This is a genomic window from Streptomyces sp. GLSS-08 (assembly GCF_056387915.1).
Genome location: NZ_JBWJAQ010000006.1, coordinates 37877 through 57002, shown reverse-complemented (window position 1 = coordinate 57002; position 19126 = coordinate 37877). Strand labels below are relative to the sequence as shown.

Genomic DNA, 19126 nt, shown 5'->3' with positions numbered 1-19126 from the left:
GAAGGAAGGCCGCACGCCGTCAGTCGGCCGACGTCAGCCGCCGAACTCCTGCAGACCCTTCAGGGCCTGGTCCAGCAGCGCCTGACGGCCGTCGAGCTCCTTCTGGAGCTTGTCGGCCCTCGCGGTGTTGCCCGCGGAGCGCGCCGCCTCGATCTGACCCGTGAGCTTGTCCACGGCGGCCTGCAGCTGGCCGGTCAGACCCTCCGCACGCGCACGTGCCTCGGGATTGGTCCGCCGCCACTCGGTCTCCTCGGACTCCTGCAGAGCCCGCTCCACCGCGTGCATCCGGCCCTCGATCTTCGGCCGGGCGTCGCGCGGCACGTGGCCGATGGCCTCCCAGCGCTCGTTGATCGAACGGAACGTGGCACGGGCGGTCTTGAGATCCTGCACCGGGACGAGCTTCTCGGCCTCCTCGGCCAGCTCCTCCTTGAGCTTCAGGTTCTCCGACTGCTCCGCGTCCCGCTCGGCGAAGACCGAACCGCGCGCCGCGAAGAAGACGTCCTGGGCGCCGCGGAAGCGGTTCCACAGATCGTCCTCGTGCTCGCGCTGGGCGCGACCCGCGGCCTTCCAGTCCGCCATCAGCTCGCGGTAGCGGGCCGCCGTCGGACCCCAGTCCGTCGAAGCGGACAGCGCCTCGGCCTCGGCGACCAGCTTCTCCTTGGTCTTGCGAGCCTCCTCGCGCTGCGCGTCCAGCGACGCGAAGTGCGCCTTGCGCCGCTTGGAGAACGCCGAGCGCGCGTGCGAGAAGCGGTGCCACAGCTCGTCGTCCGACTTGCGGTCCAGCCGCGGCAGCCCCTTCCAGGTGTCCACCAGCGCGCGCAGCCGCTCACCGGCCGACCGCCACTGCTCGCTCTGCGCCAGCTCCTCCGCCTCGGTGACCAGGGCCTCCTTGGCGTGCCGCGCCTCGTCGGACTGCTTGGCCCGCTGCTCCTTGCGCTCCTGACGGCGCGCGTCGACCGTCTCGACGAGCTTGTCCAGCCGCCCGCGCAGCGCGTCCAGGTCACCGACCGCGTGGTGGGCGTCCACCTGCTCACGGATGTGCGCGATGGCGGCCTGGGCGTCCTTCGCCGACAGGTCGGTGGTCTTCACTCGCTTCTCGAGGAGGCCGATCTCCACAACCAGGCCCTCGTACTTGCGCTCGAAGTAGGCCAGCGCCTCGTCGGGGGAGCCGGCCTGCCAGGAACCGACGACCTGCTCGCCCTCGGCCGTACGCACGTACACGGTCCCCGTCTCGTCGACGCGGCCCCACGGGTCGCTGCTCACAGCGCCTCCTCCACATGATGCCCGCGGGAGGCTTCCGCGCCCCCGGGCATCGTCCACAGTTTCGTCACGGCCAACATAGGCGACCGGCGGGGCGGCTGTCCGCATCCCGCGCGACCGAAGTTTCGCAGCTGGGGGTCAGGATTTCGTCACGGTCAGCTTGTTGATCACGACGGTCGCGTTGGGTGCGCCGTCGCCCTGGCCGGTGCTCTCCCCGGCCGCGGCGATCTTCTTCAGAACGGTCATGCCGGACTTCGAGATCGTCCCGAACGGTGTGTAATTGGGCGGTAGCTGACTGTCCTGGTAGACGAGGAAGAACTGGCTGCCGCCGGTGTGCTTCTGGCTGGTGTTGGCCATGGCGACCGTGCCCGCCGGGTAGATGCCGCCCTTCAGACTTTTGTCCTTCAGGTTCTCGTCCGGGATCGTGTAGCCCGGACCGCCGCTGCCCGTGCCCTTGGGGTCACCGCACTGGAGCACGTAGATGCCGTTCGTGACCAGCCGGTGGCACTTGGTGTGGTCGAAGTACCCCTTGCCCGCGAGGAAGTTGAACGAGTTCACCGTGTGCGGCGCCGCGGCCGTCTTCAGGTCGACGTCTATGTCGCCGCAGGTCGTCGCCAGCTTCATCGTGTAGTCCGCGGACTTGTCGATGGTGAGGGCCGGCTCCTTCTTCCAGCTCAGCGACTCCACCTTGCCCGGGCCGGCCTTCTTGCACGGATCCGGCGCCTTGCTCGGCGCCGAGGGGCTCGGCGTCACCTCCGCGCCCGCGTTGGCCTTCTTGTCGTCGTTCTTGAAGACCCCGGTCGCGTACGACACGACGCTGCCCACCACGACGACGCCGAGGACCGACGCGATCACCGCGTTGCGTGCGTGCGTCCTGCGCCGCGCGGCCGTACGCCGCTGCTGCTGCCGCAAGAACTTCTCCCGGGCGAGCTGACGCCGCCGCTGCTCCTGGCTGACCACCGGGTTTTCTCCTCGTGCGTCTCGTTCGGCAAAGGGGACGCGTGCGTTCAGAGAGCCGACCGCCTGCGTGTGCCCCGTACCGTATATGGGTTCGCTGAGGAAACGGCAGCGCCGGTAGGCTCTGATCCGCAGCCACCCGCCCCGTACGACGCCGTATGACCTCGTACGACACAAACGAAGGACGATCGTGCTCATTGCCGGGTTCCCCGCCGGGGCCTGGGGGACCAACTGTTATCTGGTCGCCCCCGCCGCGGGTGAGGAGTGCGTGATCATCGACCCGGGCCATCAGGCCGCCCAGGGAGTCGAGGACGCACTCGCCAAGCATCGGCTCAAGCCTGTCGCGGTCATCCTCACCCACGGCCACATCGACCACGTCGCCTCGGTCGTACCGGTCTGCGGAGCGCACGACGTACCGGCCTGGATCCACCCCCGGGACCGCTACATGATGAGCGACCCGGAGAAGGCGCTCGGCCGTTCCATCGGGATGCCGCTGATGGGCGAACTGACCGTGGGGGAGCCCGACGACGTGAAGGAACTCACCGACGGCGCCGAGCTCAGGCTCGCGGGCCTCGGCCTCTCCGTCGCGCACGCCCCCGGCCATACCAAGGGGTCGGTGACCTTCCGCATGCCCGAGAGCGCGGACATCCCGTCCGTGTTCTTCTCAGGGGATCTGCTGTTCGCCGGCTCCGTCGGACGCACCGACCTGCCCGGCGGCGACGCGGCCGAGCTGCTCGACTCGCTGGCGCGTGTGTGCCTGCCGCTCGACGACTCGACCGTGGTGCTGTCCGGCCACGGCCCCCAGACGACCATCGGCCAGGAGCGCGCCACCAACCCGTATCTGCGGCAGGTGGCCGCCGCCGGCCAGGGAGCACCCGAGGCTCCCCGACGAGGAATGTGACGAGACCTTCCGTGAGCACCTTCAAGGCCCCCAAGGGCACGTACGACCTGATCCCGCCGGACAGCGCCGCCTACCTCGCCGTGCGCGAGGCCATCGCCGCCCCGCTGCGCACCTCCGGCTACGGGTACATCGAGACGCCCGGCTTCGAGAACGTCGAGCTGTTCGCCCGCGGTGTCGGTGAGTCCACCGACATCGTGACCAAGGAGATGTACGCCTTCGAGACCAAGGGCGGCGACAGGCTGGCGCTGCGCCCCGAGGGCACCGCCTCGGTGCTGCGCGCCGCGCTGGAGGCCAACCTGCACAAGGCCGGCAACCTTCCCGTCAAGCTCTGGTACTCGGGCTCGTACTACCGCTACGAGCGCCCGCAGAAGGGCCGTTACCGCCACTTCTCGCAGGTCGGCGCCGAGGCGATCGGCGCCGAGGACCCGGCGCTCGACGCCGAGTTGATCATCCTGGCGGACCAGGCGTACCGCTCGCTGGGGCTGCGCCAGTTCCGCATCCTGCTGAACTCCCTGGGCGACAAGGAGTGCCGTCCCGTCTACCGCGCCGCCCTCCAGGACTTCCTGCGCGGGCTCGACCTCGACGAGGAGACGCTGCGCCGCGCCGACATCAACCCCCTGCGGGTCCTCGACGACAAGCGCGACGACGTCCAGAAGCAGCTCACCGGCGCTCCGCTGCTGCGGGACTACCTGTGCGACGCCTGCAAGGCGTACCACGAGGAGGTCCGCGAGCTGATCACGGCCGCGGGCGTCTCCTTCGAGGACGACCCGAAGCTGGTGCGCGGCCTCGACTACTACACGCGCACGACCTTCGAGTTCGTCCACGACGGACTCGGGTCGCAGTCCGCGGTCGGCGGCGGCGGCCGCTACGACGGGCTGTCCGAGATGATCGGCGGCCCCGCGCTGCCGTCCGTCGGCTGGGCGCTCGGCGTCGACCGCACGGTCCTCGCCCTGGAGGCGGAGGGCGTCTCGCTCGAAATCCCGTCGGCGACCAGCGTCTTCGCGGTACCGCTCGGCGACGAGGCCCGCCGGTTCCTCTTCGCCAAGGTCAACGAGCTGCGCAAGGTCGGTGTCGCGGCCGACTTCTCGTACGGCGGCAAGGGCCTCAAGGGCGCGATGAAGAACGCCAACCGCAGTGGCGCCCGCTATGCGATCGTCGCCGGCGAGCGCGATCTCGCCGAGGGCGTCGTCCAGTTGAAGGACATGGAGTCCGGCGAGCAGACCCCGATCGGGGTCAACGAGATCGTGGCGGAGCTGGAATCCCGCCTGGGCTGACGGCCCCGGTCCTGTCGGACGGGCCGAGGCTTCCCGCACCGGGGAGGCCTCGGCCCGTCCCGGCGTTTTCGGGGCGACGACCCCCCGGCGGTCATGCGACTTCCGGTGTCAACGGGACGAATGCCTCACGGTCGGGCGGGCCGTCAACTCCGCGGGTGCGGATTCCCCCTGCCGGACGCTGCCGAGTTCCGGGCCGGGCGGAACACCTCGCCGTGCCCGGATCCGAGGCCGGTGCCGTCGACGGCGATCACGTACCGGTCCTGCTGGGGCGGTCCCCGCACACCCGCCGAGAGTTGATCGCGTGTTCCGTCAGGCCGGCCGGCTTCCGGGCACAGCGAACGCGACGGCACGGCCGTCCGTACCTCCTTATGTCCATCGAACGGTGGACACGCGCGTGCGTGCGGCACAATGACCGTGCCCGCAGAGCCCACTCCCAGTAACGGATCGGCGTGATGAGCAAGACGACAGTCAAGGACGGCGCCTCCCTCGACCAGGAGCGCGGCGGCGCTCCGCGGACCGTGGGCGGCAGCCCGGCCTTCGCCCTGCTGCTGGTGATCACCGGCGCGGCCGGTCTGCTCGCCGCGTGGGTCATCACGATCGACAAGTTCAAGCTGCTGGAGGACCCGGGCTTCGTGCCGGGCTGCAGCCTCAACCCGGTCGTCTCCTGCGGCAACATCATGAAGAGCGACCAGGCCTCGGTCTTCGGGTTCCCCAACCCGATGCTCGGACTGGTCGCGTACGGCATCGTGATCTGCATCGGCGTCAGCCTGCTCGCCCGGGCGACCTTCCCCCGCTGGTACTGGCTGACCTTCAACGCCGGCACCCTCTTCGGTGTCGCCTTCTGCACCTGGCTGCAGTTCCAGTCCCTGTACCGGATCAACTCGCTGTGCCTGTGGTGCAGCCTGGCCTGGGTCGCCACGATCCTCATGTTCTGGTACGTGACCTCCTCGAACATCCGCCACGGCTTCCTGCCGGCGCCGCGCCCGCTGAAGAGCTTCTTCGGCGAGTTCACCTGGGTCCTGCCCGTGCTGCACATCGGCATCATCGGCATGCTGATCCTCACCCGCTGGTGGGACTTCTGGACCGGCTGACCCCGCCCGGGCCCCGGCCGACCGGGCCCGGCGGCGTTGTCAGTGGCGTGGCATAGGGTTTCGTACGTGGAGCCCGACCTGTTCACCGCCGCAGCAGAAGAACGCCAGGAGAAGGACCCGTCCAGCAGCCCCCTGGCGGTCCGGATGCGCCCGCGCACCCTCGACGAGGTCGTGGGCCAGCAGCACCTGCTGAAGCCGGGCTCGCCCCTGCGCAGACTGGTGGGCGACAGCGGCAAAGGCCCCGCGGGACCGTCCTCGGTCATCCTCTGGGGGCCGCCGGGCACCGGCAAGACGACCCTCGCGTACGTCGTCTCGAAGGCCACGGACAAGCGCTTCGTCGAGCTGTCCGCGATCACCGCGGGCGTCAAGGAAGTGCGTGCGGTCATCGAGGGCGCCCGCCGGGCCACCGGCGGCTTCGGCAAGGAGACGGTCCTCTTCCTCGACGAGATCCACCGCTTCAGCAAGGCCCAGCAGGACTCCCTCCTCCCGGCCGTCGAGAACCGCTGGGTGACCCTGATCGCCGCGACCACGGAGAACCCCTACTTCTCGGTGATCTCCCCCCTCCTGTCCCGCTCCCTGCTGCTGACCCTCGAACCGCTCACGGACGACGACCTGCGCGCTCTGCTGCGCCGGGCGCTCACCGACGAGCGCGGCCTGAAGGAGGCCGTCACCCTCCCCGAGGACACCCGGGAGCACCTGCTGCGGATCGCCGGAGGCGACGCCCGCCGGGCCCTGACCGCCCTGGAGGCCGCGGCCGGGTCCGCGCTCGACAAGGGCGAGCCGGAGATCACCCTCCAGACCCTGGAGGAGACGGTCGACCGCGCCGCGGTGAAGTACGACCGCGACGGCGACCAGCATTACGACGTCGCGAGCGCCCTGATCAAGTCCATCCGCGGCTCGGACGTGGACGCCGCCCTGCACTACCTGGCGCGGATGATCGAGGCCGGCGAGGACCCCCGCTTCATCGCCCGCCGGCTGATGATCTCCGCCAGCGAGGACATCGGCCTCGCCGACCCGAACGCCCTGCCGGTCGCGGTCGCCGCCGCCCAGGCCGTCGCGATGATCGGCTTCCCCGAGGCCGCCCTCACCCTCAGCCACGCCACGATCGCCCTCGCCCTCGCCCCGAAGTCGAACGCCGCGACCACCGCCATCGGCGCCGCCATGGAGGACGTGCGCAAGGGCCACGCGGGCCCCGTCCCGGCCCATCTGCGCGACGGGCACTACAAGGGCGCGGCCCAACTGGGGCACGCGCAGGGCTACGTGTATCCCCACGACCTGCCCGAGGGCATCGCCCCCCAGCAGTACGCACCGGAGGAGCTCAGGGACCGGGAGTACTACACCCCCACCCGGCACGGCGCCGAGGCACGCTACGCGGACGCCGTCGAATGGACCAGGAAGCACCTCGGTCGAGGACGGTCCTGACCACCCTGTAGACTCCCTGAAGCGCTGCGTCCCGTGTCCGGCTCCGGTCGGCACCACCAGAACGGGACATCCAGCCGGAACCCGTGTGCCGCGAGGCGCAGGGGATCCAGGAGCGTCGCGCACCGTCGAAGGTGTCGCGGGCAGCCCACCACCCTCCCGGACCACCGGGAACAGGTCGGTGGGCCACTCGCGTGCTGCACGTATGTGCCCAGACCGGAGAGCGGCTGCCCGGCAGGTCCTGAGCGGACCCGCAGGGTTTCCCCGGCTGCGGATTGCGACCTCCCCTAACCCTGGTGAAGCCGTATTCACATCAGAGACACGAGGTGTTTGGTTCATGCCGAACCAGTCCCGCCCCAAGGTCAAGAAGTCGCGTGCCCTCGGCATCGCGCTGACCCCGAAGGCCGTCAAGTACTTCGAGGCCCGCCCCTACCCGCCGGGCGAGCACGGCCGCGGCCGCAAGCAGAACTCGGACTACAAGGTCCGTCTGCTCGAGAAGCAGCGTCTGCGCGCGCAGTACGACGTGTCCGAGCGTCAGCTCGTCCGCGCCTACGAGCGTGCCGCGAAGACCCAGGGCAAGACCGGTGAGGCCCTGGTCATCGAGCTCGAGCGCCGTCTCGACGCGCTGGTCCTGCGTTCGGGCATCGCCCGCACGATCTACCAGGCCCGCCAGATGGTCGTCCACGGCCACATCGAGGTCAACGGCCAGAAGGTCGACAAGCCGTCCTTCCGCGTCAGGCCGGACGACGTCGTCATGGTCCGCGAGCGCAGCCGCCAGAAGCCGCTGTTCGAGGTCGCGCGTGAGGGTGGCTTCGCCCCCGACGGCGAGACCCCGCGTTACCTCCAGGTGAACCTCCGCGCCCTGGCCTTCCGCCTGGACCGCGAGCCGAACCGCAAGGAGATCCCGGTGATCTGCGACGAGCAGCTCGTCGTCGAGTACTACGCCCGCTGATCGTCTTCCGGCGGACGTAGCACCACCTGCGTGTCAGCCCGCCGTCTCGCCGCCCTTCCGGGTGGGCGAGGCGGCGGGCTTCCGCATGTCCCCGCGTGCCGGCGTCGACCGCGGCGCCGGCACCGCGCCGAGCGTCCGCTTCCCGGCCCGCCCGAGCGCACCTCTCCCTGGCGCGGCGAGAACCAGTCCAGCTCGCACCACGTGGCCAGGACCATGAACCAGTCCCGGTGGCGGCGGCGCAACCGCCCCGCGTCCCCCGTCGCCTCCAGCCACTCGGCGCCGTACGCACGGACCGTGGCGAGCATGCGGTAACGGACGCCGGCGGGCTCTCCTCGCGGGTGACCACGGACTGGGCGAGCAGTGCGCCGAGGACGTCGAGGACGTCCTCGGCCCGCAGCCCGTCACCGCTGCACACGTACTCGGCGGCCTCCAGGTCGAACCGCTCGGCGAACACCGAGAGGCGCGACCAGAGCAGCCGTTCCTCCGGTGTGCACAGCTCGTGGCTCCAGCCGATCGCCGTACGCAGCGTCCGGTGGCGCGGCGGCACGTCCCGCCCACCGCCCGTCAGCAGCCGGAACCGGTCCTCCAGGCGCGACAGCAGCTGCGCGGGGGAGAGCGTGCTCAGCCGGCCCGCGGCCAGTTCGACGGCGAGCGGAATCCCGTCGAGGCGCCGGCACAGCTCCAGGACCGCGGACCGGTTCGCGTCGTCCACCGCGAACCCGGGCACCCGGGCCGCGGCCCGCACCCCGAACAGCTGCACGGCCTCCGTCCCGGTCATCGGCGCCAGCGGGAACAACTGCTCGCCCTCGACCTCCAGCGGCCTGCGCCCCACGGCGAGCACCCGCAGCCCCGGCACGGCCCGCAACAACTCGCCCACCAGCGGGGCGCACACGTCCACCAGATGCTCGAAACCGTCCAGGACCAGCAGGAGCCGACGCCCGGCGAGATGGTCGAGCAGTACCTCGCGCGGCAGCCGGGACGTGTGGTCCGTCAGTCCCAGCGCCTCCAGCACCGCGTACTCCACGAGCTCCGGCTCACGGACCGCGGCCAGCTCCACCCGCCACGCTCCGTCGCCCGGGTCCGTCCGTGCCGCCGCGTGCGCCGCGAACCGCGACTTGCCGACGCCCCCCATCCCCGTCACGGTCACCAGCCGGGCCGACCCCAGTGCCTCGTCCAGCCGCCTCAGTTCCGCCGAGCGCCCCACGAACGCGTTGAGTTCCAGGGGGAGATTGCCGGGGGCCGGGCAGCCCGCGGGCCGGGGCGGGTGAGAGGGGCGCATGGGGCACGGAGCGTACTGACACGTGTGCGTTCCGTACAATCGGTTCGCGCGAACTCCGCGCGGGGGCGGCGGTAATCGGGTGCGGAGCGGCGGCCCCGGCGCGATAGGCTCGGGGGACGACTTTTCGAACTTCAGGCACGTATCAGGGAGCGGGTGCAATCAGAGTGTCCGGTGGAGAGGTGGCCGGGATCCTGGTGGCCGTGTTCTGGGCGATCCTGGTCTCCTTCCTCGCCGTGGCACTGGCGAGACTGGCCCAGACGCTCAGGGCGACCACCAAGCTCGTGGCGGACGTGACCGACCAGGCCGTCCCCCTGCTGGCCGACGCCTCCTCGGCGGTGCGCTCCGCACAGACCCAGATCGACCGGGTGGACGCCATCGCCTCCGACGTCCAGGAGGTCACGTCGAACGCGTCGGCGCTGTCCACGACGGTCGCCTCCACCTTCGGCGGCCCTTTGGTGAAGGTCGCGGCGTTCGGCTACGGCGTCCGCCGGGCACTCGGTGTCCGACGTGAGAACGAGCCCCCCAAGGCGTCCCGCCGCACCGTGATCGTGGGACGCACCGTCCCGTCCGCGCGACGGGGAAAGCGGAAGAAGGACTGACGCAGCGATGTTCCGCCGTACGTTCTGGTTCACCGCGGGCGCAGCCGCCGGCGTATGGGCCACCACCAAGGTCAACCGCAAGATCAGGCAGCTGACTCCCGAGAGCCTCGCGGCACAGGCCGCGAACAAGGCGATCGAGGCGGGCCACCGGCTCAAGGACTTCGCCCTCGACGTACGTGAGGGCATGCTCCAGCGCGAGGCCGAACTCGACGAGGCACTCGGACTGAACGCCGCCACGGATCCCGCACTGCCCGCCCCGCGGCGCCTGGCCGCCATCGAGAACCGCAGCAACCCCGAGTACGTCGAGAGGTCGACGCACTCGTACAACCGGAATGAGGACCACTGATGGAGTCGGCCGAGATTCGCCGCCGCTGGCTGAGCTTCTTCGAGGAGCGCGGTCACACCGTCGTCCCTTCGGCGTCGCTCATCGCGGACGACCCGACTCTGCTCCTGGTCCCCGCGGGCATGGTCCCCTTCAAGCCGTACTTCCTTGGTGAGGTCAAGCCGCCGTTCCCGCGCGCCACCAGCGTGCAGAAGTGCGTGCGCACCCCCGACATCGAAGAGGTCGGCAAGACCACCCGCCACGGCACCTTCTTCCAGATGTGCGGCAATTTCTCCTTCGGCGACTACTTCAAGGAAGGCGCCATCACGCACGCCTGGGAGCTGCTCACCTCGCCCCAGGACAAGGGCGGTTACGGGCTGGACCCGGAGCGCCTGTGGGTGACCGTCTACCTCGACGACGACGAGGCCGAGCAGATCTGGCGCGAGAAGATCGGCGTGCCCGCCGAGCGCATCCAGCGGCTCGGCAAGAAGGACAACTACTGGTCCATGGGCGTCCCCGGCCCCTGCGGCCCGTGCTCCGAGATCAACTACGACCGCGGCCCCGAGTTCGGTGTCGAGGGCGGCCCGGCCGTCAACGACGAGCGGTACGTGGAGATCTGGAACCTGGTCTTCATGCAGTACGAGCGCGGCGAGGGCACCTCGAAGGAGGACTTCGAGATCCTCGGCGAGCTGCCCCAGAAGAACATCGACACCGGCCTCGGCATGGAACGCCTCGCCATGATTCTGCAGAACGTGCAGAACATGTACGAGATCGACACCTCCATGGCCGTCATCAGGAAGGCCACCGAGCTGACCGGCGTCGAGTACGGCGCCGCCCACAACTCCGACGTCTCGCTGCGCGTGGTCACCGACCACATGCGCACGTCCGTCATGCTCATCGGTGACGGCGTCAGCCCCGGCAACGAGGGCCGTGGCTACGTGCTGCGCCGCATCATGCGCCGCGCCATCCGCAACATGCGGCTGCTCGGCGCCACCGGCCCGGTCGTCAAGGACCTCATCGACGTCGTGATCGAGATGATGGGCCGGCAGTACCCGGAACTCGTCTCCGACCGCCGGCGCATCGAGACCGTGGCCCTCGCCGAAGAAGCCGCCTTCCTCAAAGCCCTCAAGGGCGGCACGAACATCCTCGACACCGCCGTCGCCGAGACCAGGGCCGCCGGCGGCACGGTGCTCTCCGGCGACAAGGCGTTCCTGCTCCACGACACCTGGGGCTTCCCGATCGACCTCACCCTCGAGATGGCCGCCGAGCAGGGCCTCTCCGTGGACGAGGACGGGTTCCGCCGCCTGATGAAGGAACAGCGGGAGCGCGCCAAGGCCGACGCCCAGGCCAAGAAGACCGGCCACGCCGACCTCGGTGCCTACCGCGAGATCGCCGACGCCGCCGGCGAGACCGACTTCATCGGCTACACGCAGACCGAGGGCGAGTCCACCGTCGTCGGCATCCTCGTCGACGGCGCGTCCTCGCCGGCGGCCACGGAGGGCGACGAGGTCGAGATCGTCCTCGACCGCACGCCGTTCTACGCCGAGGGCGGCGGCCAGATCGGTGACACCGGCCGCATCCGGGTGGACACCGGCGCCGTCATCGAGGTCCGCGACTGCCAGAAGCCGGTGCCCGGGGTGTACGTCCACAAGGGCGTCGTCCAGGTCGGCGAGGTGACCGTCGGCGCCAAGGCCCAGGCCACCATCGACGTGCGCCGCCGCACGTCGATCGCCCGCGCCCACTCGGCCACGCACCTCACCCACCAGGCCCTGCGGGACGCTCTCGGCCCGACGGCCGCCCAGGCCGGCTCGGAGAACCAGCCCGGCCGGTTCCGTTTCGACTTCGGCTCCCCGTCGGCCGTACCCACGACCGTGATGACGGACGTCGAGCAGCAGATCAACGAGGTGCTCGCCCGCGACCTGGACGTGCACGCCGAGGTCATGGGCATCGACGAGGCGAAGAAGCAAGGCGCCATCGCCGAGTTCGGCGAGAAGTACGGCGAGCGCGTGCGCGTCGTCACCATCGGCGACTTCTCCAAGGAGCTGTGCGGCGGCACCCACGTGCACAACACCGCCCAGCTCGGCCTGGTCAAGCTGCTCGGCGAGTCGTCCATCGGCTCCGGCGTGCGGCGCATCGAGGCCCTGGTGGGTGTCGACGCCTACAACTTCCTCGCCCGCGAGCACACGGTCGTGGCCCAGCTCCAGGAGCTGGTCAAGGGCCGCCCCGAGGAGCTCCCGGAGAAGATCTCCGCCATGCTCGGCAAGCTGAAGGACGCCGAGAAGGAGATCGAGAAGTTCCGCGCGGAGAAGGTCCTCCAGGCCGCCGCCGGGCTCGCCGGGTCCGCCAAGGACGTACGCGGCATCGCGCTGGTGACCGGGCAGGTCCCGGACGGCACGACCGCCGACGACCTGCGCAGGCTGGTGCTCGACGTGCGGGGCCGCATCCAGGGCGGACGGGCCGTCGTCGTCGCCCTGTTCAGCACCGTGGGCGGCAAGCCGCTCACGGTCATCGCCACCAACGAGGCGGCCCGCGAGCGCGGCCTCAAGGCCGGTGAACTCGTCCGTACGGCCGCCAAGACCCTCGGTGGCGGTGGCGGCGGCAAGCCGGACGTCGCCCAGGGCGGCGGCCAGAACCCGGCCGCCATCGGTGACGCCGTGGACGCCGTCGAGCGTCTCGTCGCCGAGACGGCCAAGTAAGGGTTCGGAGATGCGCAGAGGACGTCGGCTCGCCATCGACGTCGGGGACGCCCGCATCGGGGTCGCCTCGTGCGACCCCGACGGGATCCTCGCCACCCCGGTGGAGACGGTGGCGGGGCGCGATGTCCCGGCCGCTCACCGCCGGTTGCGGCAACTCGTCGAGGAGTACGAACCGATCGAGGTCGTCGTCGGACTCCCTCGCTCCCTCAAGGGGGGCGAGGGCCCGGCCGCGGTCAAGGTCCGCGCCTTCGCCCAGGAGCTCGCCCGGGGCATCGCACCCGTCCCGGTGCGGCTGCTGGACGAGAGAATGACCACGGTGACGGCCAGTCAGGGACTGCGCGCCTCGGGCGTGAAGTCCAAGAAGGGCAGGTCGGTCATCGACCAGGCGGCCGCCGTCATCATTCTGCAGCAGGCCCTGGAGTCCGAACGGGCGTCAGGCGGGGCGCCCGGCGAGGGCGTCGAAGTGGTCATCTGATCGCGATACGGTAACGTTCCGCGCGATGTGGCGGTGTTCGAACAGTCGCCGCACAGAAAAGAGGCGGACAGGAGCCGTGCCAGGCGCCAGCAGCCACCGCCTCGCGGCTCTAGGGGATCGATGACTGAGTATGGCCGGGGCCCAGGCTCCGAACCGTGGCATCCGGAGGACCCGTTGTACGGGGACGGCGGATGGGGAGGACAGGCCCAGGAGGGCCAGTCCCCCTACGGCGGCCAGCCGCAGCACCATCCGCAGCAGCCGCAGCCGCAGCCGCAGCAGCCGCAGTACGGCGACTGGGACAACGGCCACCAGGCCACGTACGACCAGCAGGGTCAGCAGCAGTACGGCGAGCGGGCCCAGCAGCCCTACGCTGAGCAGAATCACCAGCACGGCCAGGCCCCGCAGCAGTACGGCGAGCAAAATCATCAGCAGTACGGCCAGGGCGGACAGCCGCAGTACGACCAGGACCGGCAGCATTTCCAGGGGCAGGGCGGGCCGTACCCGGAGCAGGGGCAACAGCGGCAGTACGCCGACCAGGGACAGCAGGAGTCCGACAACGGCGGCTGGAACACCGGGCCGAACGCCCAGGTCCCGTACCCCGCCGACCCGGTCGACCCCTACGGTGCCCACGCGGCCTCCTACGCGAGCGGTGAGCAGCCCGACTTCTACAACACCCCGGACGCGTACCCGCCGCCCGAGCCGCCCGCCCGGCGCCGTGCCGAACCGGAGCCGCACACCGACTGGGATCCCGGACCCGACCAGGGCGAGCACGCCTTCTTCGCTGACGATGACGACGACTCCGACGACGACGCGGACGGCCGCGGCGGGCGCGGGGACCGGCGGGGCCGGGGCGGCGGCAAGGACCGCAAGCGGCGCAGCGGATGCGCCTGCCTCGTGGTCGTCCTCGTCTTCGGCGGCGGCCTCGGCGGAGTCGGATATTTCGGGTACCAGTTCTACCAGAACCGTTTCGGCTCGGCGCCGGACTACGCGGGCGACGGCACGGGCGAGAAGGTCACCGTCGTCATCCCCAAGGGCGCCTTCGGCTACGCGATCGGGCAGAAGCTGAAGGACGCGGACGTCGTCAAGAGCGTCGACGCCTTCGTCACCGCCCAGTCGAACAACCCCGGCAAGATCCAGCCGGGCTCCTACCTGCTCAACAAGCAGATGTCCGCCGAGAGCGCCGTCGCGCTTATGCTCAACCCGAAGAGCCGGAACAACCTGACGGTCTTCGAGGGTGAGCGCAACGCCCAGGTCTACGCGGCCGTCGACAAGGCCCTCGAGATCAAGAAGGGCACCACCCGGGGCGTCGCCCGGAAGGAATGGCCAAACCTCGGCCTGCCCTCCTGGGCGAACACGGGCAAGAACATCAAGGACCCGCTGGAAGGATTCCTCTTCCCGTCGACCTATCCGGTGGCCAAGGGCATGAAGCCCAAGGAGGTCCTGGAGCAGATGGTCGACCTGGCCAAGGAGAAGTACGCCGAGCTCGGCATCGAGTCCAAGGCCGACGACCTGAACCTGAAGAACCCCCTGCAGGTGCTGACGGTCGCGAGCCTCGTCCAGGCCGAGGGCAAGTACAAGCGCGACTTCGAGAAGGTCGCGACGGTCGTCTACAACCGCCTGAAGCCGGACAACACCGAGACCTACGGCCTGCTCGACTTCGACTCGACCGTCAACTACCTCCGCGGCGAGTCCAAGCTCGCGACGGGGTCCGTCAACGAACTGCGCCGGCTCAGCGACCCGTACAACACGTACAAGATCAAGGGTCTGCCGCCCGGGCCGATCGGCAACCCCGGCGAGGTGGCCATCGAGGCCGCGCTCAAGCCGGCCAAGGGCAACTGGTACTACTTCGTCTCCGTCAGCGAGGACAGGACGCTGTTCGCCGAGACGAACGAAGAGCAGAACCGCAACCGTGAGAAGTACCTCGAGGAACAGAAGGGGCAATGAGCGGCACCGGCACCCACGTCAGCAAGCGCAGGGCCGCCGTACTGGGCTCTCCGATCGCCCACTCCCTGTCCCCGGTGCTGCACCGGGCCGCGTACGAGCGGCTGGGTCTCGACGGCTGGTCCTACGACCGGTTCGAGGTCGACGAGGAGGCGCTGCCCGCCTTCGTCGGGAAGCTGGGGCCGGAATGGGCGGGGCTGTCGCTGACCATGCCGCTCAAACGGGCCGTCATCCCGCTGCTCGACGAGATCAGCGAGACGGCCGCCTCCGTCGAGACGGTGAACACGGTCGTCTTCGCCGAGGACGGCCGGCGCACCGGTGACAACACCGACATCCCCGGCATGGTCGCCGCCCTGCGCGAGCGGGGCATCGAGCAGGTCGACTCCGCCGCCGTGCTCGGTGCCGGTGCCACCGCCTCCTCCGCGCTGGCCGCGCTGGCGCGGATCTGCACCGGCGAGGTCGTCGCGTACGTCCGCAGCGAAACGCGTGCCGCCGAGATGCGGCAGTGGGGCGAGCGGCTCGGCATCGACGTGCGGACGGCGGACTGGCAGGACGCGGCACAGGCCCTGCACGCGCCCCTGGTGATCGCCACCACCCCCGCGGGCGCCACGGACGCGCTCGCCGCCGCGGTGCCCGAGCGCCCCGCCACCCTGTTCGACGTGCTGTACGACCCGTTCCCCACCGAACTCACCGCCCGCTGGTCGGCGTACGGCGGCGCGGTCGTCAGCGGCCTCGACCTGCTCGTGCACCAGGCGGTGCTCCAGGTCGAGCAGATGACCGGCCGTTCGCCCGCGCCGCTGGACGCCATGCGCACGGCGGGCGAGCACGCGCTCGCGGGGCACTGAGACCCCCGGGCTCCCCGCTGCCGTCCGCCTGATGGACCTGGGGCCGGTTCCCGCCGCCGGACGTGGGAGGATCGGAGGTGGCGGGCCAGGGCCGCGCACCCGGTCCCGCCTTCGCCGTACGCGAGGACGCGCGTACGCAGCAGCAGTACCGGGCGCGAGCAGGAGGAGCACCGTTGAGCAGGTTGCGCTGGCTGACCGCGGGGGAGTCCCACGGTCCCGCACTCGTCGCGACGCTGGAGGGACTTCCCGCCGGCGTGCCGATCACCACGGACATGGTGGCGGACCACCTGGCCCGGCGACGCCTCGGCTATGGGCGCGGTGCGCGGATGAAGTTCGAGCGTGACGAGGTCACCTTCCTCGGCGGCGTCCGGCACGGCCTCACCCTCGGCTCCCCGGTCGCTGTCATGGTGGGCAACACCGAGTGGCCGAAGTGGGAGCAGGTCATGGCGGCCGACCCCATCGCCCCGGAGATCCTCGCCGACCTGGCCCGCAACGCGCCGCTGACCCGGCCCCGCCCCGGCCACGCGGACCTCGCGGGCATGCAGAAGTACGGCTTCGACGAGGCCCGGCCGATCCTGGAGCGTGCCTCGGCGCGGGAGACCGCGGCCCGGGTGGCGCTCGGCGCGGTGGCCCGCTCCTACCTGAAGGAGACGGCCGGCATCGAGATCGTCAGCCATGTGACCGAGCTGGCGGGCGCCAAGGCGCCGTACGGGGTGTACCCCAGGCCCTCGGACGTGGAGAGGCTCGACGCCGATCCGGTGCGCTGCCTGGACGCCGACGCGTCGAAGGCGATGGTCGCGGAGATCGACCAGGCCCACAAGGACGGCGACACCCTGGGCGGAGTGGTCGAGGTGCTGGCCTACGGCGTCCCGGTCGGCCTCGGCTCGCACGTGCACTGGGACCGGCGGCTCGACGCCCGGCTCGCCGCGGCGCTCATGGGCATCCAGGCCATCAAGGGCGTGGAGGTCGGCGACGGCTTCGACCTGGCGCGGGTGCCCGGCTCCCAGGCGCACGACGAGATCGTCCACACCGACCAGGGCATCAAGCGCTCCACCGGCCGCTCCGGCGGCACCGAGGGCGGTCTGACGACCGGTGAACTCCTGCGCGTGCGGGCCGCCATGAAACCGATCGCGACCGTGCCGCGCGCCCTGGCCACCATCGACGTGGCCACCGGCGAGGCCGCCAAGGCCCATCACCAGCGCTCCGACGTGTGCGCGGTCCCGGCCGCCGGCATCGTCGCCGAGGCCATGGTGGCGCTGGTCCTGGCGGACGCCGTGGCCGAGAAGTTCGGCGGCGACAGCGTCCCCGAGACCCGCCGCAACGTCGAGTCGTACCTCGAGAACCTGGCCATCCGGTGAGCCCCGCGCCCCTGGTCGTGCTGGTGGGCCCGATGGGCGTCGGCAAGTCCACGGTGGGCGCGCTGCTCGCCGAGCGGCTGGGCTGCTCCTACCGGGACACGGACGACGACATCGTGGCCGGTGAGGGCCGCACCGTCGCCGACATCTTCGTCGACGAGGGCGAGCCCGCCTTCCGCGCGATCGAGAAGCGGGCGGTGCACCGGGCGCTCGCCGAGCACGACGGTGTGCTGGCACTGGGCGGCGGCGCGATCCTCGACGACGAGACGCGCTCGCTGCTCGCCGCACACCGGGTCGTCTACCTCTCGATGGACGTCGAGGAGGCGGTCCGGCGCACCGGTTTGAACGCGGCGCGGCCGCTGCTCGCGGTCAACCCCCGCCGGCAGTGGCGCGAGCTGATGGAGGCCCGCCGCCACCTGTACACCGAAGTGGCCCGCGCGGTGGTCGCCACCGACGGCCGCACCCCCGAAGAGGTCGCCCAGGCGGTCCTCGACGCACTGGAGTTGAAGGAAGCATGAGCGAGGCTGTGACCCGGATCCACGTCGGCGGTACGGCGGGCACCGATCCCTACGAGGTCCTGGTCGGCCGTCAGCTCCTCGGCGAACTGGGCGCGTTGATCGGCGAGGGGACCAAGCGCGTCGCGGTCATCCACCCCGAGGCGCTGGCCGACACCGGCGAGGCGCTCCGTGCCGACCTGGCCGGACAGGGCTTCGAGGCCATCGCCATCCAGGTGCCGAACGCCGAGGAGGCCAAGACCGCCGAGGTCGCCGCGTACTGCTGGAAGGCGCTGGGCACCTCCAACTTCACGCGTACCGACGTCATCGTCGGTGTGGGCGGTGGCGCGACCACCGACCTCGCCGGTTTCGTCGCGGCGAGCTGGCTGCGCGGGGTGCGCTGGATCGCCGTCCCGACGACCGTGCTCGGCATGGTGGACGCGGCGGTCGGCGGCAAGACCGGCATCAACACGGCCGAGGGCAAGAACCTGGTCGGGGCCTTCCACCCGCCCGCCGGGGTGCTCTGCGACCTCGCCGCGCTGGACTCGCTGCCGGTCAACGACTTCGTGTCGGGTCTCGCGGAGATCATCAAGGCGGGTTTCATCGCCGACCCGGCGATCCTGGACCTCATCGAGGCCGACCCGCGGGCGGCCCGCACCCCGGCGGGGCCGCACACCGCCGAGCTCATCGAGCGCTCCATCAGGGTGAAGGCGGAGGTCGTCTCCGGGGATCTCAAGGAGTCGGGGCAGCGGGAGATCCTCAACTACGGACACACTCTGGCCCACGCGATCGAGAAGAACGAGCGCTACCAGTGGCGGCACGGCGCGGCCGTCGCCGTCGGCATGCACTTCGCCGCCGAACTCGGCCGGCTGGCGGGCCGGCTCGACGACGCCACCGCCGACCGGCACCGCACGATCCTGGAGGCGGTCGGCCTGCCGCTGCACTACCGCTACGACCAGTGGCCCAAGCTCCTGCAGAACATGAAGGTCGACAAGAAGTCCCGCGGTGACCTCCTGCGCTTCATCGTCCTCGACGGGCTGGCCAGGCCGACCGTCCTGGAGGGTCCCGACCCGGCGGTCCTCCTCGCCGCCTACGGCGAGGTGGGCGAGTAGTTCCGCTTGGTCCGATTTCGCGGCGCCCCCGGGCACTGCGGGACCCTCCCGGCCGTTCACACAACGGCGGCCGGGGACGGTACCGTTCGGTAGGCGGCGGGGCTCGGACCCCGCTGCCCGGCGCCAACGGCCTGCGGCGACCGCGCTTCAGGGG

Annotated in this window: 16 protein-coding genes and 1 pseudogene; 14 read left to right on the top strand and 3 right to left on the bottom strand. The window is 70.9% G+C overall.

What is annotated here, in order from left to right; all coding sequences use genetic code 11:
- Positions 1 to 33: 33 nt before the first annotated feature.
- Positions 34 to 1263: a DUF349 domain-containing protein gene (locus tag AC0ZLC_RS12355; RefSeq protein ID WP_476751972.1), complete on the bottom strand. Its 1230-nt coding sequence runs from the start codon at positions 1261 to 1263 to the stop codon at positions 34 to 36.
- Between the two features lie 135 nt (positions 1264 to 1398).
- On the bottom strand, positions 1399 to 2220 hold the full coding sequence (locus tag AC0ZLC_RS12350) for a peptidylprolyl isomerase (protein WP_476751971.1): 822 nt from the start codon (positions 2218 to 2220) through the stop codon (positions 1399 to 1401).
- Positions 2221 to 2407: 187 nt separating this feature from the next.
- Here AC0ZLC_RS12350 and AC0ZLC_RS12345 point away from each other — a divergent pair, with 187 nt between their 5' ends.
- The 5 genes from AC0ZLC_RS12345 (at position 2408) to rpsD (ending at position 7854) form a co-directional block, all read left to right on the top strand.
- Positions 2408 to 3118 (top strand): MBL fold metallo-hydrolase, encoded by a 711-nt coding sequence (locus AC0ZLC_RS12345; RefSeq protein ID WP_476751970.1) that lies wholly within the window; start codon positions 2408 to 2410, stop codon positions 3116 to 3118.
- 11 nt (positions 3119 to 3129) lie between these two features.
- A complete protein-coding gene (gene hisS, locus AC0ZLC_RS12340; RefSeq protein WP_476751969.1) occupies positions 3130 to 4392 on the top strand; it encodes a histidine--tRNA ligase in 1263 nt (420 codons plus the stop codon).
- A 452-nt stretch (positions 4393 to 4844) separates the two neighbouring features.
- Positions 4845 to 5483 (top strand): vitamin K epoxide reductase family protein, encoded by a 639-nt coding sequence (locus tag AC0ZLC_RS12335; RefSeq protein WP_476751968.1) that lies wholly within the window; start codon positions 4845 to 4847, stop codon positions 5481 to 5483.
- 66 nt (positions 5484 to 5549) lie between these two features.
- Complete coding sequence (locus AC0ZLC_RS12330) at positions 5550 to 6905, top strand: replication-associated recombination protein A (protein WP_476751967.1); 1356 nt, start codon at positions 5550 to 5552, stop codon at positions 6903 to 6905.
- Positions 6906 to 7239: 334 nt separating this feature from the next.
- On the top strand, positions 7240 to 7854 hold the full coding sequence (gene rpsD, locus AC0ZLC_RS12325) for a 30S ribosomal protein S4 (RefSeq protein ID WP_358855555.1): 615 nt from the start codon (positions 7240 to 7242) through the stop codon (positions 7852 to 7854).
- 158 nt (positions 7855 to 8012) lie between these two features.
- Here the strand turns inward: rpsD and AC0ZLC_RS12320 are convergent.
- Positions 8013 to 9133: pseudogene (locus AC0ZLC_RS12320) on the bottom strand (ATP-binding protein); the annotation flags it as partial.
- 164 nt (positions 9134 to 9297) lie between these two features.
- Here AC0ZLC_RS12320 and AC0ZLC_RS12315 point away from each other — a divergent pair.
- The 9 genes from AC0ZLC_RS12315 (at position 9298) to aroB (ending at position 18972) form a co-directional block, all read left to right on the top strand.
- Entirely contained in the window at positions 9298 to 9732 is a 435-nt protein-coding gene (locus AC0ZLC_RS12315; protein WP_358855553.1) for a DUF948 domain-containing protein, read from the top strand.
- Between the two features lie 7 nt (positions 9733 to 9739).
- Positions 9740 to 10078, top strand: coding sequence for a DUF6167 family protein (locus tag AC0ZLC_RS12310; RefSeq protein ID WP_476751966.1), 339 nt, complete (start codon positions 9740 to 9742; stop codon positions 10076 to 10078).
- On the top strand, positions 10078 to 12750 hold the full coding sequence (alaS, locus tag AC0ZLC_RS12305; protein WP_476751965.1) for an alanine--tRNA ligase: 2673 nt from the start codon (positions 10078 to 10080) through the stop codon (positions 12748 to 12750). The genes AC0ZLC_RS12310 and alaS overlap by 1 nt, the downstream gene beginning before the upstream one ends.
- A gap of 10 nt (positions 12751 to 12760) precedes the next feature.
- The gene (ruvX, locus tag AC0ZLC_RS12300; RefSeq protein WP_476751964.1) at positions 12761 to 13225 is read left to right on the top strand and encodes a Holliday junction resolvase RuvX; all 465 of its coding nucleotides are present in this window, start codon (positions 12761 to 12763) and stop codon (positions 13223 to 13225) included.
- Between the two features lie 120 nt (positions 13226 to 13345).
- Positions 13346 to 15169, top strand: coding sequence for an endolytic transglycosylase MltG (gene mltG, locus AC0ZLC_RS12295; protein ID WP_476751963.1), 1824 nt, complete (start codon positions 13346 to 13348; stop codon positions 15167 to 15169).
- Positions 15166 to 16011 (top strand): shikimate dehydrogenase, encoded by an 846-nt coding sequence (locus AC0ZLC_RS12290; RefSeq protein WP_476751962.1) that lies wholly within the window; start codon positions 15166 to 15168, stop codon positions 16009 to 16011. Before mltG ends, AC0ZLC_RS12290 begins: the two co-directional genes overlap by 4 nt.
- 173 nt (positions 16012 to 16184) lie before the next feature.
- Positions 16185 to 17369 (top strand): chorismate synthase, encoded by a 1185-nt coding sequence (aroC, locus tag AC0ZLC_RS12285; protein ID WP_476751961.1) that lies wholly within the window; start codon positions 16185 to 16187, stop codon positions 17367 to 17369.
- A 32-nt stretch (positions 17370 to 17401) separates the two neighbouring features.
- Positions 17402 to 17884: a shikimate kinase gene (locus AC0ZLC_RS12280; RefSeq protein ID WP_476752250.1), complete on the top strand. Its 483-nt coding sequence runs from the start codon at positions 17402 to 17404 to the stop codon at positions 17882 to 17884.
- The gene (gene aroB, locus AC0ZLC_RS12275) at positions 17881 to 18972 is read left to right on the top strand and encodes a 3-dehydroquinate synthase (protein WP_476751960.1); all 1092 of its coding nucleotides are present in this window, start codon (positions 17881 to 17883) and stop codon (positions 18970 to 18972) included. Before AC0ZLC_RS12280 ends, aroB begins: the two co-directional genes overlap by 4 nt.
- The last annotated feature ends 154 nt before the right edge of the window (positions 18973 to 19126 follow it).